Source organism: Azospirillum lipoferum (genome assembly GCF_024170005.1).
GTDB lineage: Bacteria > Pseudomonadota > Alphaproteobacteria > Azospirillales > Azospirillaceae > Azospirillum > Azospirillum lipoferum.
This window is the reverse complement of sequence record NZ_JALJXJ010000001.1, coordinates 593,921-606,238: the sequence shown is the minus strand read 5'-3', so window position 1 is coordinate 606,238 and position 12,318 is coordinate 593,921. Positions and strand designations below refer to the sequence as shown.

Annotated in this window: 12 protein-coding genes; 5 read left to right on the top strand and 7 right to left on the bottom strand. The window is 64.3% G+C overall.

The genetic code is table 11. From position 1 onward, the window contains the following. Positions 1–61 precede the first annotated feature (61 nt). Entirely contained in the window at positions 62–304 is a 243-nt protein-coding gene (locus J2848_RS02900) for a hypothetical protein (RefSeq protein WP_246194138.1), read from the top strand. A gap of 330 nt (positions 305–634) precedes the next feature. Here J2848_RS02900 and J2848_RS02895 read toward each other — a convergent pair whose 3' ends face one another. From J2848_RS02895 to J2848_RS02875, 5 genes are all read right to left on the bottom strand, one after another. Beyond that, on the bottom strand, positions 635–1,720 hold the full coding sequence (locus J2848_RS02895; protein ID WP_149233684.1) for a pyridoxal phosphate-dependent aminotransferase: 1,086 nt from the start codon (positions 1,718–1,720) through the stop codon (positions 635–637). Between the two features lie 162 nt (positions 1,721–1,882). Next, positions 1,883–2,668, bottom strand: coding sequence for an amino acid ABC transporter ATP-binding protein (locus tag J2848_RS02890; RefSeq protein WP_149233685.1), 786 nt, complete (start codon positions 2,666–2,668; stop codon positions 1,883–1,885). A gap of 30 nt (positions 2,669–2,698) precedes the next feature. Then, on the bottom strand, positions 2,699–3,805 hold the full coding sequence (locus J2848_RS02885) for an amino acid ABC transporter permease (RefSeq protein ID WP_149233686.1): 1,107 nt from the start codon (positions 3,803–3,805) through the stop codon (positions 2,699–2,701). 5 nt (positions 3,806–3,810) lie between these two features. Continuing rightward, positions 3,811–5,010 (bottom strand): amino acid ABC transporter permease, encoded by a 1,200-nt coding sequence (locus J2848_RS02880; protein WP_149233687.1) that lies wholly within the window; start codon positions 5,008–5,010, stop codon positions 3,811–3,813. Between the two features lie 216 nt (positions 5,011–5,226). Continuing rightward, positions 5,227–6,246 (bottom strand): amino acid ABC transporter substrate-binding protein, encoded by a 1,020-nt coding sequence (locus tag J2848_RS02875; RefSeq protein WP_109443430.1) that lies wholly within the window; start codon positions 6,244–6,246, stop codon positions 5,227–5,229. Between the two features lie 391 nt (positions 6,247–6,637). Here J2848_RS02875 and metC point away from each other — a divergent pair, with 391 nt between their 5' ends. The 4 genes from metC (at position 6,638) to J2848_RS02855 (ending at position 10,137) form a co-directional block, all read left to right on the top strand. Then, positions 6,638–7,816, top strand: a complete 1,179-nt coding sequence (metC, locus tag J2848_RS02870) for a cystathionine beta-lyase (protein ID WP_149233688.1) — start codon at positions 6,638–6,640, stop codon at positions 7,814–7,816. 29 nt (positions 7,817–7,845) lie between these two features. Further along, a complete protein-coding gene (hisI, locus tag J2848_RS02865) occupies positions 7,846–8,280 on the top strand; it encodes a phosphoribosyl-AMP cyclohydrolase (protein WP_149233689.1) in 435 nt (144 codons plus the stop codon). Positions 8,281–8,841: 561 nt separating this feature from the next. Continuing rightward, on the top strand, positions 8,842–9,525 hold the full coding sequence (locus J2848_RS02860; RefSeq protein ID WP_149233690.1) for a calcium-binding protein: 684 nt from the start codon (positions 8,842–8,844) through the stop codon (positions 9,523–9,525). 126 nt (positions 9,526–9,651) lie between these two features. Continuing rightward, a complete protein-coding gene (locus tag J2848_RS02855; RefSeq protein WP_149233691.1) occupies positions 9,652–10,137 on the top strand; it encodes a PRC-barrel domain-containing protein in 486 nt (161 codons plus the stop codon). Between the two features lie 88 nt (positions 10,138–10,225). On the opposite strand, the gene J2848_RS02850 is transcribed toward J2848_RS02855, so the two are convergent. Both J2848_RS02850 and J2848_RS02845 read right to left on the bottom strand, forming a co-directional pair. Further along, the gene (locus J2848_RS02850; RefSeq protein ID WP_149233692.1) at positions 10,226–11,737 is read right to left on the bottom strand and encodes a TRAP transporter large permease; all 1,512 of its coding nucleotides are present in this window, start codon (positions 11,735–11,737) and stop codon (positions 10,226–10,228) included. Between the two features lie 20 nt (positions 11,738–11,757). After that, on the bottom strand, positions 11,758–12,297 hold the full coding sequence (locus tag J2848_RS02845; RefSeq protein ID WP_149233693.1) for a TRAP transporter small permease subunit: 540 nt from the start codon (positions 12,295–12,297) through the stop codon (positions 11,758–11,760). Positions 12,298–12,318 lie beyond the last annotated feature (21 nt).

Below are 12,318 nucleotides of genomic sequence, written 5' to 3'. Positions count from 1 at the left end.
ATTCCATCCATCCCGCCCCATCTACCGAACTACGCCATGACGAGCGCGAGGTGGGGCCTTGGTGGGTTGGATCATTCGGACGTTGGTGTTGTGCTTCATCGTCGGCTTCGTGCTGTCGTTCCTGCACATCGACCCGGCCAGCATCCTGACGAACAGCTGGCAGACGGTGCAGGACATTGCCGCACTGGTGATCGACGCCGGACGCTGGGCCCTGCCCTATATCCTGATCGGTGCCGTCGTGGTGGTGCCGCTGTCGCTGATCGGGCTGGTCATGCGCTGGAACCGCTCGCGACCGCCCTCCTGACCCCAGCCTGATTGCGGACAAAAAAACAGGAGGCACCGAAACCGGAGCCTCCTGTAAAACAGGGAGGGTTAGAGACAGTCATAGGTCTACGCCCGTCTGCCGTTCCCTGCGTTGATGCATGTCAAAGGACCGGCACTTTCCGCCCCCGGCTCTCTCTCTTCTTCCCGAAAAGAAAAAGCCGGAGCCATCCATGCGGATGCTCCGGCTCAGTGATATAGGGAGGGTTAGAGACAAGACGGACCTTACACCGAAGCGCATAGGTCGTTCGTTGATCTGTATCAAGAGCGATGGAAATCCCGGCGATTCCTTTGCACCGTTCTGCCGCAATCCTCAACCGAGAATCTCCGCCAGCGCCACCACCAGCGCCTTGTTCTCTTCTTCGCGGCCGACGGTGATGCGCAGACAGTCGGACAGGCCGTATTCGGTCACCGCCTTCACCAGGATACCGCGGCGGGCGAGATGGTCGATAACCGCCTGGATGCCCAGCGACGGATCGGTCGGCACCCGGGCCAGCACGAAGTTGCAGACGCTGGGATAGACACGCAGCCCCACCCGCTCCAGTTCACGCGACAGCCAGGGCAGCCATTGCGCATTGTGGGCGAAGGTCGCCTCCTCATGCTCGGCATCGCTCAGCGCGGCGGCGGCGGTCAGCTGGGCCGGCAGCGAGACGTTGAAGGTGCCGCGGATGGCATTCACCGCCTCGATCACCGTGGCGGGACCATAGCCCCAGCCCACCCGCAGGCCCGCCAGCCCATGCATCTTGGAAAAGGTTCGGATCAGCATGACGTTGTCGGAGTTCTCGACGATCTCCGTCCCATCGCTGTAGTCCGGCAGCCGGCAGTAATCGGCATAGGCCGAATCGAGCACCAGCAGCGTGTGCGGCGGCAGCCCGGCGCGCAGACGCTGCACCGCATCGGCCGGGATGTAGGTGCCAGTCGGGTTGTTGGGGTTGGCGAGGAAGCAGATCTTCGTACGCTCGCTGGCACGGTCGATCAGCGCCTCGACATCCACCACCATGTCGCGCTCCGCCGCGATGACCGCGGTCGCGCCAGCGGCGCGGATCGCCTTCAGGAATCCGCGATAGCCACGCTCGTGGCACAGCACCTCGTCACCGGGGCCGGCGAAGGCCTGGGCAACCAGATGGATCAGCTCCTCCGATCCGGCGGTGCAGACGATGTGGTCGACGTCGATGGAATGTCGGCGCGCGATCGCGTGGCGAAGCGGTTCCTGATCCCAGTCGGGATAACAGTGGATGCGGGTCGCCGCCTCGCAATAGGCGTCCAGCGCCAGCGGACTGGGGCCGAGCGGATTATGGGTAAGGGACAGGTCGATCCACCGGCGACCGTCGCGGGGCGGGCGAGCGGGACGGTACGGCTTGATCTGGCCAACGCTGGGACGGGGGCTGAGCAGGTCCATAACCTCGGTCTCCGTAAGCGGATCGGTCGAACAGCACGTCAGGCGACCGATTGAACCGCAAACCGGTGCGCGACGCCACAGGACATTGCGTCGCGCACCATGAGTCGAGGTGTTTTATTTCCATATGACGGATCGAATGGAACTGTCGATCCGCCTTGGCGATCAGTGGTTCAGAATCTGGCTGAGGAAGAGGCGCGTGCGCTCCGACTTCGGGTTGGAGAAGAACGCGTCCGGCGTGTCCTGCTCCACAATTTCACCGCGGTCCATGAAGATGACCCGGTCGGCGACCGACTTGGCGAAGCCCATCTCGTGCGTCACGCACAGCATGGTCATGCCGTCCTCGGCCAGCCCGATCATGACGTCCAGCACCTCCTTGACCATTTCGGGGTCGAGGGCGGAGGTCGGCTCGTCGAACAGCATCACCTTCGGGCTCATGCACAGCGACCGCGCGATGGCGACGCGCTGCTGCTGGCCGCCGGACAGCTGGCCGGGATACTTCTTGGCCTGCTCAGCGATGCGCACCCGCTTCAGGTAGCTCATCGCCCGCTCTTCCGCTTCGGCCTTCGGCATCTTGCGGACCCAGATGGGGGCCAGCGTGCAGTTCTCCAGCACGGTCAGGTGCGGGAACAGGTTGAAGTGCTGGAACACCATGCCGACTTCGCGGCGGACCAATTCGATGTTCTTCAGGTTGTTGGTCAGCTCGATCCCGTCGATGACGATCGTGCCCTTCTGATGCTCTTCAAGCCGGTTCAGGCAGCGGATCATCGTCGATTTGCCCGACCCCGAGGGGCCGCAGACGACGATGCGCTCGCCCTTCTGGACGCTGAGGTTGACGTTCTTCAGGACGTGGAACTCGCCGTACCACTTGTTGACGCCCGTGCAGCGGATGATCTCCTCGCCGCTCAGGGTGTGCTTCGGCTTGGTGCCCTGGGACATGGCCTGGGACATGGGTCTCGTATCTCCCTTGACGGCGAGGATCTAGCGGCGATGGCCGCGATTGAGATCGCGTTCGAGCTTCTGGCTGTATTTCGACATGCTGAAGCAGAAGATCCAGTAGATCACGCCGATGAACAGATAGGCCTCGCGGTAGAAACCGCGCCAGGACGGATCGGACAGCGCGGCCTTCGCAGTGCCGAGCAGGTCGTACAGGCCGATGATGATGACGAGCGAGGTGTCCTTGAAGAAGCTGATGAAGGTATTCACCAGCGGCGGGATGGCGATGGCCAGTGCCTGCGGCAGGATGATCTTCCGCATCTTCTGCCAATAGCCGAGCCCCAGCCCGTCCGCCGCCTCATACTGCCCCTTCGGGATCGCCTGCAAACCGCCGCGGATCGCTTCCGCCATATAGGCGGCGGCGAACATGATGAAGGCGATCTGCGCGCGCAGCAGCTTGTCGATCGACACCCCGTTCGGCAGGAACAGCGGCAGCATAACCGACGCCATGAACAGCAGGCTGATCAGCGGCACGCCGCGGATCAGCTCGATGTAGGTGACGCACAGCACCTTCACCGCAGGCATGTTCGACCGCCGGCCCAGCGCCAGCAGGATCGACACCGGGAAGGCCACGGCCAGACCGATCACCGACAGGATGATGGTCAGCGGCAGACCGCCCCACAGCGTGTTCTCGACATAGGTCAGACCGAACACGCCGCCCCACATCAGAACCGCCACCAGCGCCAGCCCGGCCGCCCAGACCAGCCCGAACCACGGCTTCCAGAAGCGACGGTCGCAGCTGGCGACCAGCAGGGCGATGAAGACGGCGATGGTCACCAGCGGCCGCCACTGCTGTTCCCAGGGGAACATGCCGAACATGATGAAGCGCAGCTTCTCGCTGATGAAGCCCCAGCAGGCGCCGCCGGCATCCTGCCGGCAGACGGTGGAGGTCGCATCGAAGCCGTGGGCGCGGAACAGCAGCCAGTTGAGGAAGGGCGGGATCGCCGACGCCAGAAGCCCCAGGACCAGAATGGTCAGGATGGCGTTGTACCAGCTGTTGAACAGGTTGTTCCGCAGCCAAGCGATCGGGCCCACGGTGTTGGCCGGCGGACGCTCGTCCGGCAGGCCGACGCTTTGCACGTTGTCGGTCATGGCCGTTACCGCTCCACCAGCGCAATGCGCTTGTTGTACCAGTTCATGAAGATCGAGATGCTGAGGCTGATGACCAGATAGGTGCCCATGATCATCGTCACGCCTTCGATCGCCTGACCGGTCTGGTTCAGGGTCGTGTTGGCGATCGACACCAGATCGGGATAGCCGATGGCCAGCGCCAGAGAGCTGTTCTTCGTCAGGTTCAGATACTGGCTGGTCAGCGGCGGCACGATCACCCGCAGCGCCTGCGGCAGGATCACCAGACGCAGGGTCGGGCTGCTCGGCAAGCCGAGAGCGCGGGCGGCCTCGGTCTGGCCCCAGTTGACCGCCTTGATGCCGCTACGCACAACCTCGGCAATGAAGGCCGCGGTGTAGAGCGTCAGGCCGGTCAGGATGGCGAAGAATTCGGGCGAGATGGCACCGCCGCCGGTGAAGTTGAAGCCGGTCAACTTCGGCACGTCCATCGCGAGCGGCGCGCCGCCGGCGAGCCAGGTCAGGATCGGCAGGCCGACGATCAGGCCGAGCCCGGTCCAGCCCGCGGGGAACGGCTGCCCGGTGCGGGCTTGCCGCGCCCGCGCCCAGCGCGACACGCCCCAAGCGGCGACGATGGCGACCAGCAGTGCGATGCCCATGTTGGCCCAGACCGGATCTGGGGCAGGGACCGGCACGCGCAGGCCGCGCTGCGACAGGAACACGCCCGGGATCGGGTTCAGCGCCTGACGCACCGGCGGCAGGCCGTCCGACACCAGCGCGTACCAGAAGAACAGCTGCAGCAGCGGCGGGATGTTGCGGATGATCTCGACATAGGTCGAGGCCAGCTTGGCGATCAGCCAGTTGCTGGACAGGCGGGCGACGCCGATGATCGTGCCGATGATCGTCGCCAGGATGACGCCGATGATCGACACCTTCAGCGTGTTCAGCACGCCGACCAGGAAAGCCCGGCCATAGGTGTCCTTCGGCGAATAGTCGATCAGCGACTCGCCGATGCCGAAGGCCGCTTCACGCTCCAGGAAATGATACCCGGTCGCGATCGAGCGCCGCGCGAGGTTGTCGAGCGTGTTTGATATCAGGAACCAGCCGACCAGGACGACCGCGCCGACCACCAGGATCTGGTAGACGATGGCGCGGAACGTCGGGTCGCTGAGGGAAAACGATACGCCACCCGGCGGCGGAGCGCCTTGGGTGGTCCGGGTCTCGGTCGCCACGGACTACTCTCCCCCAACCATCGCGCCCCATACGGTGCCCACGCGGTCCCGGACGTTCTTCCGGGCATTTCCCACACCGTAGGGGATGCGACATGTCTCCCAATGCGGTCCCCTGCGCGGGCGCTTCACCGGCACCCTTCGCGACCGCTCCTTAAAGAACCGGAAGGCCGCCCCCGGCAATGGGCCTGCGGGCGGCGCTTCGAACGGTAACGTGCCTTACCGGAACGGCTGCGCGTACATCAGGCCGCCCTTGGTCCACAGGGCGTTCAGGCCGCGCTCCAGCTTCAGCGGGGTGCCCGGGCCAACGTTGCGGTCGAAGATCTCGGCGTAGTTGCCGACCTTCTTCACGACGTTGTAGGCCCACTTCTCGTCCAGGCCCAGAGCCTTGCCCATGCCCGGCGAGGTGCCGAGGAAGCGCTGGATGTCCGGGTTCTTGGAGTTGGCGAACTCGTCGATGTTCTTGGAGGTGATGCCGAACTCTTCCGCCTGGATGGTCGCGTAGACCGTCCACTTCACGATGTCGAACCACTGGTCGTCGCCATGGCGCACGGCCGGGGCCAGCGGCTCCTTGGAGATGACTTCCGGCAGGATGACATGGTCGTCCGGAACCGGGGCGACGCCGGCGCGGGTGCCGGCCAGACCGGACACGTCGGTCGTCAGCACGTCGCAGCGGCCGGCGAAGTAGGCGGCATTCACCTCGTCGTTCGACTCGATGACGACCGGGTTGTAGGTCATGTTGTTGGCGCGGAAATAGTCCGCGAGGTTCAGTTCGGTCGTGGTGCCGGACTGGACGCAGACGGTGGCACCGTTCAGCTCCTTGGCGCTCTTCACGCCCAGCTTCTTCGGAACCATGAAGCCCTGGCCGTCATAATAGGTGACGGGGGCGAAGTTGAGGCCGACCGAGGTGTCGCGGGTCAGCGTGGCGGTGGTGTTGCGCGACAGCAGGTCGACTTCGCCTGACTGGATGGCCGGGAAGCGCTGCTGGGCGGACAGCGGGGTGAACTTGACCTTGTTCGCATCGCCGAAGATGGCGACGGCGACGGCACGGCAGTAATCGACGTCCAGGCCGGTCCAGTTGCCGGCGCTGTCGGGGTTGCCGAAGCCCGGAAGGCCGGCGTTCACGCCGCACTGCACGAAGCCGCGCTGCTTGACGGTGTCGAGCGTGGCAGCACCGGCGACGGCGCTGGCGGAAACGACCACGGCCGCAGCGGCGGCGGCCAGGAACCCTGACTTCATATTATGAACTCCACCCTGTTCTTGCGTTCTTCGCATTTGAGCGGTCTGATGACGCGCTTGGTCACGCCGGCCCCGTGATCCAAGTTGGATTTGATCCACCTTGTGATCCGGCAGGACAATCCCCCTGGATCGGTCCTGTGAGGATCGCGACGCAGCCATGCGCGTGGGACAAGAGTGTATCAACTTGATCCGACTTGTCGAATCCTCTGTGCATTGGTGGTGTTACCAGAACATACCAACCCCTGATGGTCGCTGCGCGCAATCCGCGATGGCGGCAGGGCGTCCGGGATGACACAATGTTCGGCCGCGCCCGCACCGCCGCCTGTGGGCTTGCTCCGCAGGTGACGGAATCGGACGGGCCGGATTGCCGCTCCAGCCAAACGGACAGTCGATGAAGGACGTCACGAAGGACACGATTCTCGTTCATGCCGGCCGCGATCCGCGGAACAACCACGGCATCGTCAATCCGCCGGTTTATCATTGTTCGACCGTGCTGTTCCCAACCCTGGACGCGCTGGAGGAAAGCGACCGGAACATGCTGACAAGCGTGAACTACGGTCGCATGGGCACGCCCACCACCTTCGCATTCGAAGAGGCGGCGGCGGCGCTGGAGGGCGGGTACCGGGCGGTGAACACCGGTTCCGGTCTCGCCGCCATCGCCATCGCGCTGTCCTCCTTCACCAAGGCCGGCGACCATGTGCTGATCACCGACAGCGCCTATGGCCCGACCCGCCGTTTCGCCAAGGAAACGCTGGCCCCCTATGGGGTGGAGGTCGAGTTCTACGACCCATGCATCGGCGCCGGCATTTCGGCGCTGCTGCGGCCGAACACCAGCGTCGTCTTCCTCGAATCGCCTGGCTCCCTGACCTTCGAGGTGCAGGACGTGCCGGCCATCGCCGCCGCGGCCAAGGCGGTCGGCGCCACGGTGATGATCGACAACACCTGGGCGACTCCGCTGTTCTTCCGCCCCTTTGACCATGGCGTCGACCTGTCGATCCATGCCGCGACCAAATACATGGTCGGCCATGCCGACGCCATGCTGGGCGTCGTCACCTGCCGCGACGAAGCAAGCTGGACCGTGGTGAAGAAGACCGCCACCCGCTTCGGCGTCTGCGGCGGACCGGACGACCTTTACCTCGGCCTGCGCGGCCTGCGCACCCTGTCGGTGCGCATGCGCCAGCATCAGGAAAGCGCGCTGGCGCTCGCCGACTGGCTGGCCGCCCGGCCGGAGGTGACGCGGGTCCTGCACCCTGCCCGCCCCGACTTCCCCGGCCACGAACTGTGGAAGCGCGACTTCGCCGGCTCCAGCGGCCTGTTCTCCATCGTCATCGATCAGGTGCCACGCAAGGCGCTGGCGGCGATGCTGGACGGGATGGAGCTGTTCGGCATGGGCTATAGCTGGGGCGGCTTCGAAAGCCTGATCCTGCCGACCCGGCCGGCGGCCGTGCGCTCCGCCACCCGCTGGACCGATCCGGGACAGGTGCTGCGTCTGCATGCCGGGCTGGAGAGCCCCGACGACCTGATCCGCGATCTCGAAGCCGGCTTCCGCCGGATGGCCGCCGCCCTCTAGGCGGCGGGTCAGTTGAGGAGTGATTTGCCATGACGGACGCACCGTCGATCGATTCAGCCCCCTATGAAGAGGTGCTGGACACCATCCACTTCACCGCCGACGGGTTGGTACCTGCCATCGCCCAGGCCGAGGGCAGCGGCGAGATTCTGATGATGGCCTGGATGAACCGCGACGCGGTGGTAGAGACCTTGTCCACCGGCCGCGTCTGCTACTGGTCGCGCTCGCGCAGCGGTCTGTGGCGCAAGGGCGAAACCTCCGGCCAGATGCAGCGGCTGAAGGATTTCCGCGTCGATTGCGACGGCGATACCCTGCTGCTGATCGTCGAGCAGGACGGCGTCGCCTGCCATACCGGCCGGCGCAGCTGCTTCTATCGCGCTTGGCGCGAAGGACGACTGGAGACGATCCAGGAGGTCGAGACCGATCCCGCCATTCTCTATGGTGGCCATTCACACAGCCACGGCTGACGGACAGGCCGGGAGTAAGGTGATTCGCCGCCGCGGGAGTGTTTGTTGATCCACATCAACGCCGCACCCCCGCCGAAGGGTATACACACCTTCTTGTCTCTAACCCTCCCTGTATATGACTGCACCGGGCGCCCCCTTGGACGCCCGGTTATTTTTTGCACGAGCACCGGAATCCGCAAATTCGGAGATCCCTGCACCCGTTCGCGCCGCTGCACCTCTTCCGGTCGATCCGTTCCGACAGTGCCTTTGGCCTGTGGTCTACCGCCTTGCCTGCCTGCGCATCGCCTTCGTCAGCCGCACTTGTGCCCTTCCGCCGGTCAAAACCTGCCCGGATGGGAGAGAAAGTCTTCATTCAATCACAAAAATTTCCCGCTTTCGGCCACAAAAGCACCGAATAAAGAAACACTTCATTTTTTTAATTCGATCAAGTTTCAATTATCTGTGTCATCTCGCCCGCCCCCCTTTGTATTGCCCCTTTATCGCTTTTCGACCGCCCCGGGGCCATGGTTAACATCTGGTTAATCGTTAACAGCACGTTAACGGCACTGATGGAGAGACGCCATGCGCCAGTTTTGGGGGACTTCGAACAACGACACCATGACCGGCACCGCCTTTGACGATCGTCTCGACGGTCTGGATGGGGACGACCGTATCAACGGCGCCGGCGGAAACGATCAGCTGTTCGGCGAACGGGGGAATGATTCGCTGATCGGCGGGCTGGGCAACGACCAACTGCATGGCGGTGATGGCAACGACTGGCTCGGCGACCCCTATGGCGGGAACGAAGCCGGCAATGATTCGATGTGGGGCGACAGCGGCAACGACCAGCTGTTCGGCGGAGAGGGCAACGACTGGCTGGACGGCGGTACCGGCGACGACATCCTGAAGGGGATGCGCGGCGACGACACCATGATCGGCGGTTCCGGCAACGACACGCTCTATGACAGCTATCGCGACGGCGGCGCCGACCTGTTCCGGCCCGGCACCGGCAACGACCAGATGGTCAGCTACACCGACGGGCAGGTCGACCGTTTCCTGATGGAGCAGGCCACCGGCGGCTTTGGCCAGGACTCCATCAACTACTTCGAGCGGGGAATCGATCAGATCGAGTTCCACGGCTACACCGCAGGCCAGATGTCGCTGACCACCAGCGGCTTCCAATCGGTCTTCACCTTCGCCGACGGCTCGTCGCTGACCGTGGATCAGGTCGGGCTGACCGCCGGCCACGATTATATCTTCACCTGACCTGTCCGGAAGAGGTGGTCACTCGCGGACGATGGGATCACTCCATCGGCGCGGGGGACCTCCGGCCACGCTCGTGCTGTTGTGGAAGCGGATATTTCCGCGCCGTCAGCAAAAGGGCCAACACCGATGGACCATCGCCGCCTTTCCCAGCGCACGCTGCTTCCCACCCTGCCGGTCCTTGCTCTCCTGCCGGTTCTGACATTGGGTGCCTGCGCCAGTTCCGATATGGGCGGCGTCCCGTCGGCGGAGGTGTCGACCCAGCCGCCGGTCGAACTGGTCGGACTGACCGTGCAGACGCCGGACGGACGCCGCATCCTTGGCAACGTTACTGACCTCGTGATCGGGCCCGCCAACCAGGTGGAGCAGGCGATCATTACCGTGGGCGCCCCCCGCTTCCCGAACGAGCACAAGGTGACGGTCGCCAGCGACAATCTGCGCTACGCCCGCAACCGGCAGGCCGTGATCCTCACCGGCATGACGGCGGAGCAGTTCGCCGACCTGCCGCCGGTTGCCGGAAGCGACCGCATGGTATCGCTCGGCAATGGCGGAGTGGTTCTGCCGGCGGGCAATGCCCCGACCAACTGGGCCGGGGCGACGACCCCGACACGCTGACCCTTTCCCAACTGGAAACGCACCAAAAACAAAGGGGGCCGGACGAACCGGCCCCCCTTTTCCTGTCCAGCTTTCGTGATGGAATCCGTCACTTGCCCTGAAGCTGCTTCATGATGTCGTCCGCCGGGTTCTGTTCCGGCTGACCCGGGGCGCCAAAGGGCGGGGCCACATCCTGGTTGTCGAAGGCCGGGATCTCGATCTTCACGTCGTTCAGGTTGATCGCCGGCCCCTTGTCGCGGCCGGCATCGACGAGCTGCGGGAAGCCGATGACGAGACCGACCATGATGATCTGGATGACCACGAAGGGAACCGCCCCCCAATAGATCTGGCCGGTGGTGATCTTCGCGATCTTCTTGCCGGTGATCTTGTCGAGATAGTCGGTCTTCGGTGCCACCGACCGCAGGAAGAACAGGGCGAAGCCGAAGGGCGGGTGCATGAAGCTGGTCTGCATGTTGACGCCCAGCAGCACTCCAAACCAGATCAGGTCGATGCCCAGCTTGTCCGCCACCGGCCCCAGCAGGGGAACGATGATGAAGGCCAGCTCGAAGAAATCGAGGAAGAAGGCCAGGACGAAGACCAGGATGTTGCAGACGATCAGGAAGCCCAGCTCGCCGCCCGGCAGGCCGATCAGCAGATGCTCCACCCACAGGTCGCCGTTGACGGCGCGGAACACCAGACCGAAGACGGTCGAGCCGATCAGGATGAACACCACGAAGGACGACAGCTTGGCGGTCGAGTCCATCGCCTGACGCATCAGGCTCCAACTCAACTGCCGCTTGGCCAGCGCCAGCAGGATGGCGCCGGCGGCACCCATGGCGCCGCCCTCCGTCGGGGTGGCGATGCCGATGAAGATGGTGCCCAGCACCAGGAAGATCAGCACCAGCGGCGGCACCAGCGAGGTAATGACGCGCAGCAGCAGCTTGCCCCCGCGCAGCGTGCGGGCCTCCGGCGGCAGGGCCGGCACCATCTCCGGCTTGATGATGCTGGTCAGCAGGATGTAGCCGGCATAGAGCGCGGTCAGTACCAGACCGGGGATCAGTGCGCCGGCATACATGTCGCCGACCGACCGGCCGAGCTGGTCGGCCAGCACGATCAGCACCAGCGACGGCGGGATGATCTGGGCCAGCGTGCCCGACGCCGCGATGACGCCCGAGGCCACCCTACGGTCATAGCCGTAGCGCAGCATGATCGGCAGCGAGATCAGGCCCATGGAGATGACCGAGGCCGCGACCACGCCGGTGGTCGCCGCCAACAGCGCACCGACGAAGATCACCGCATAGGCCAGACCGCCGCGGATCGGACCGAACAGCTGCCCGATGGTGTCGAGCAGATCCTCGGCCATGCCGGATCGCTCGAGGATCAGGCCCATGAAGGTGAAGAACGGGATCGCCAGCAACGTGTCGTTGCGCATGATGCCGAACACGCGTTCCGGCAACGCCTGCAACAGCGCCGGGGTCAGCAGGCCCAGCTCAATGCCGATCAGGCCGAACACCAGACCGTTGGCCGCCAGGGCGAAGGCGACCGGGAAGCCCATCAACAGGAAAATCACCAGGGCGCCGAACATGAGCGGCGCCATATTGGCGGATACGAACTCTACCATCTGGGGAGCGCTCCCGGTCCTTAGGAATGGCTGTGCATCTTCTCACCCGGCTCGTCACGATGGCCGGTGAGGAAGGCGATGCGCTTGATCAGTTCCGACACACCCTGTGCGGTGAGCAGGAAGAAGCCGACCGGGATCAGAAGCTTCGCGGGCCAACGGATCAGGCCGCCGGCATCGCTCGACATTTCATTGGTGTGGAAGCTGTCCCAGAACATCGGGAGCGACAGCTTCAGGATCAGGATCGACATCGGGAACATGAAGACCAGGATGCCGAAGATGTCGACCCAGGCCTGCACACGCCGAGAGAAGCGGCCCAGAACGATGTCGATGCGGATATGTTCGTTGCGCAGGAAGGTGTAGCCGGCGCACAGCAGGAACACCGCCGCGAAAAGGTACCATTGCAGCTCCAGCCAGGCGTTGGAGCTGATATTGAAGGCATAGCGGATGACCGCGTTGACCGAACTGACCACGACGGCGACCAGCACGAGCCAGTAGGCAAGCTTGCCGATGCCTTCATTCACGGCATCGATCAGCCCGCTTAGTCTGAGCAGACCTGTCAAAGGAGAAACCTCCCTGTTGCG

What these genes read in the sequence shown, in the direction of transcription:
- J2848_RS02855 (WP_149233691.1), top strand. Translation starts at nt 9,652, where the DNA reads ATGGACCATCGCCGCCTTTCCCAGCGCACGCTGCTTCCCACCCTGCCG.
- J2848_RS02885 (WP_149233686.1), bottom strand. Translation starts at nt 3,805, where the DNA reads ATGACCGACAACGTGCAAAGCGTCGGCCTGCCGGACGAGCGTCCGCCG.
- metC (WP_149233688.1), top strand. Translation starts at nt 6,638, where the DNA reads ATGAAGGACGTCACGAAGGACACGATTCTCGTTCATGCCGGCCGCGAT.
- J2848_RS02875 (WP_109443430.1), bottom strand. Translation starts at nt 6,246, where the DNA reads ATGAAGTCAGGGTTCCTGGCCGCCGCCGCTGCGGCCGTGGTCGTTTCC.
- J2848_RS02890 (WP_149233685.1), bottom strand. Translation starts at nt 2,668, where the DNA reads ATGTCCCAGGCCATGTCCCAGGGCACCAAGCCGAAGCACACCCTGAGC.
- hisI (WP_149233689.1), top strand. Translation starts at nt 7,846, where the DNA reads ATGACGGACGCACCGTCGATCGATTCAGCCCCCTATGAAGAGGTGCTG.
- J2848_RS02850 (WP_149233692.1), bottom strand. Translation starts at nt 11,737, where the DNA reads ATGGTAGAGTTCGTATCCGCCAATATGGCGCCGCTCATGTTCGGCGCC.
- J2848_RS02895 (WP_149233684.1), bottom strand. Translation starts at nt 1,720, where the DNA reads ATGGACCTGCTCAGCCCCCGTCCCAGCGTTGGCCAGATCAAGCCGTAC.
- J2848_RS02860 (WP_149233690.1), top strand. Translation starts at nt 8,842, where the DNA reads ATGCGCCAGTTTTGGGGGACTTCGAACAACGACACCATGACCGGCACC.